Annotated in this window: 2 protein-coding genes; one reads left to right on the forward strand and one right to left on the reverse strand. The window is 39.6% G+C overall.

Annotated elements, in window-relative coordinates:
• The first annotated feature begins 144 nt into the window (after positions 1–144).
• A complete protein-coding gene (gene spoVIF / locus CE058_RS11410) occupies positions 145–399 on the forward strand; it encodes a sporulation-specific transcription regulator SpoVIF (RefSeq protein ID WP_076256981.1) in 255 nt (84 codons plus the stop codon).
• A 38-nt stretch (positions 400–437) separates the two neighbouring features.
• Here spoVIF and CE058_RS11415 read toward each other — a convergent pair whose 3' ends face one another.
• The gene (locus CE058_RS11415; RefSeq protein ID WP_163142644.1) at positions 438–2,756 is read right to left on the reverse strand and encodes a UvrD-helicase domain-containing protein; all 2,319 of its coding nucleotides are present in this window, start codon (positions 2,754–2,756) and stop codon (positions 438–440) included.
• Positions 2,757–2,975: the final 219 nt, after the last annotated feature.

A 2,975-nucleotide genomic window follows, 5' to 3' on the forward strand; every position in this document is an offset into this window, starting at 1 on the left:
CACTTATCCTCCTTTGATTCCTCTTAGTCTTGAAGCGGGGGTCTTACTGCCCGTGAGACTGCGATAAATGATTAATACATTTCACGTTTTTCGCCCACCTTCATAAGATATAAAAGAGTAAATGAAGGAGCGTGATTGAGCAGCATGGATAACAACTTTTTTAAAAACCTTGAAAAGAAAACAGGCGTAAATATGAAGGATGTATTTGAACTGGCCGGCTCTTTGCAGAGTGCAAATTTTAAAGATGAGAAAACAGTGCGAAATGTAATCAAAAGGGTTTCGCAGATTGCAAACAAACCCGTCTCTAAGGATATGGAAGATAAGATTGTCAAATCGATCGTTGCTGATGGTAAGCAGCTTGACTTTAATACCATTTCCCAGATGATGAATAAAAAATAACAGGAGGGCCTGGCCGGGTTAGCAGCCAGGTCTTCTGTTTATTTTTCGTTTTTGTTTCTGCCGCTTCTTGTGATGGGGGCAAGGAACCTTGATGGATATGCCTTCCGTCCACGCCTTTTTTCCGGCACAGATATATACAAATCCTTCCTGGCCCTTGTTACAGCAACATACATTAATCTTCGTTCTTCCTCTAAAGGGGCAGACTCGCCTGAACGGTAAGCTTCCAGAGCATGGTCATGTGGAAGGTTTCCTTCAACTGCACCGGCAACATATACCACATTATATTCAAGCCCTTTTGCACGGTGGATAGTGCTTAATGTAATGGCATTATCATTATTTCTGCTTAGGCGCTTGATCTCTTTGTTCATGGCTTTCATATGTTCAGTATGCTCCAGAAACTCTTGAAGAGACTGGAAATTACGTGCAGCGACCTTCAAATCTTTTATATCATCAGAGCCTTTATCCATTTTATTGCCTTCATTGCCTCGTTTTTTTATAAAGTCCTGAAATCCCAATTCTTTTTCAACCGTTTCAATTGCGGTGGCTGGAGTAAGCCCTGAGATTGATCTTGTAACAGGGATCACTTTTTTCAATTTGCTTTCCTGAAAAGCAAAGCCTGTTCTTATAAACTTCAGGCTCTCCAGCAATGAGCAATCCTGTAAGATGCTTTCTGCCTTAATATCCTGAAGGACGGATTGTTTAATAAACAAAGAAGGCAGCATATCCTTTAAAGCATTTTGGTCATCCTCATTTACCGATAGCTTTAGAAAAGCAAGCATGCTTCGAACAATAAATCGATCATAAAATGATTCGGCATCTTGATCCAATTTAAAAGGAAGGCTGGAATTAGCCAGCCGCTCAAAAATGGCTCTGCTCCCGGTATGGGTACGGAATAATACTGCAAAATCCCCCGGTTCATATCCTTCTTCAATTTTTTCCCGGATATCAGTCAGGATCATCGTAGCTTCTTCTTCCTCATCATAAGGAAAAAAGAGGAAGGGGTGCTGTCCACCGGAAAATTGAGCACTCATGCTTTTGGGACGTCTAAATTTATTCAGAGAAATAATTTTGTTTGCAGCTGATACAATCTCATGAGCAGAGCGGTAATTCTGATTCAATGTTATTACCTTGGCACCAGGGAAATCTTTTTCGAAATCCAAAAGATACTGGGGATCGCTTCCTCTGAAGGCATATATAGATTGATCATCGTCTCCCACGGCACAGACATTTTTAGTTCTATCAGACAGCATTTTCATTAGCTCATATTGAACATTATTAATATCCTGGAATTCATCAATCAGGAAATAATGAAAGCGGTTTTGATATTGTTCCAGAATCTCAGGTTCTTCCAGAAAAAGGGCATGGCAGCCTGTGAGCATATCATCGAAATCAAATAATTCTTTTTTTGTTTTAGTTTGTTCATACCTTTGATAAAGAATCGCAGTTTGTTCCTCCCATTCATTCTTTGGGTTAACCTTGCCAGGTACGATAAGAGAATTTTTCCAATAGCTGATTTGCTGGAGGGCAAGATCAAAGGCAAATTCCTTTTCATCGAGTTTTAAGTCTTTGCTGGATTCTTTAATAATCTGTTCCCGTTGCCATTCTTTATTAAGGAGCTTTCCTGAAGCCCATTTATTGGGATTGTGGAAAGAAAGTATCCGATAGAATAAGCTGTGAAAAGTGCCTGAAACGATTTGCCTAACCTTTCGGGAATCCATTCCGGGGTATTGGATAAGACGCTCCTTCATTTCAGCAGCAGCCTTAGCTGTAAATGTAACAAGCATAATGGATTTAGGGTCGATATTTTTCTCGCGAAGCATAAAAGCAGTCCGTGTTGTTAAAACACGGGTTTTGCCGCTGCCTGCACCTGCCAGAACGAGCAGAGGGCCATCTAAATGAGACACAGCCGCTGCCTGCTGTTTATCCAAGAATACACCTGCCTGTAAAAGGGACTTTAGGTATTCATCAGGGAAACTGGGACTGGCAGTACCTTCTTTTCTATAGGGGGGGATATTTTTTACCGGCTGAGCTTTTTTAAAGGCTGATTCGGTTTCCTTTATTGCGGCTGAAGCAATTGACCTCGAAACAGGAATTTTAAACCCATTTCTTTCTATATATTCTTCATTCTCAGTCTGGACTGGTTCGGGGTTAAAAATTATATCTCTGCACGTTCTGCTGTCTTGATGAATATGATAAAAATGAGGTTCATCAAGAATTCCCAAATACAAACGGACAGAAGCTCCGCATTCAGGGCAGAACAGCTTTCCTTTTTTGCCTTCTTCATAAATATGCTGAAAACTTTCTCTGTTCAATTGTTTCAGATTCACAGTCTTATTATGTAACTTTGCTGTTTTCATAAAAATACCCCATTATATATAAATTGCCGAGTTTAACAATATTATTTCTTTTTAACAACAAGACAAATTTAATCATAACAAACCGGTAGAGGATTCTAAAGTGCTTTTCTGTTTAAAATTTCATGGAAACGGGTACATAAAATTAAAAACAGTTACGTATTCTCTTAATAATCAGATAAAGTGAAACTTCAATCAGTGGGGGTTTTCCTTATCCCCCAC

The organism is Bacillus sp. 22-7 (assembly GCF_010628845.1).
Lineage (GTDB): Bacteria > Bacillota > Bacilli > Bacillales > Cytobacillaceae > Cytobacillus > Cytobacillus firmus_B.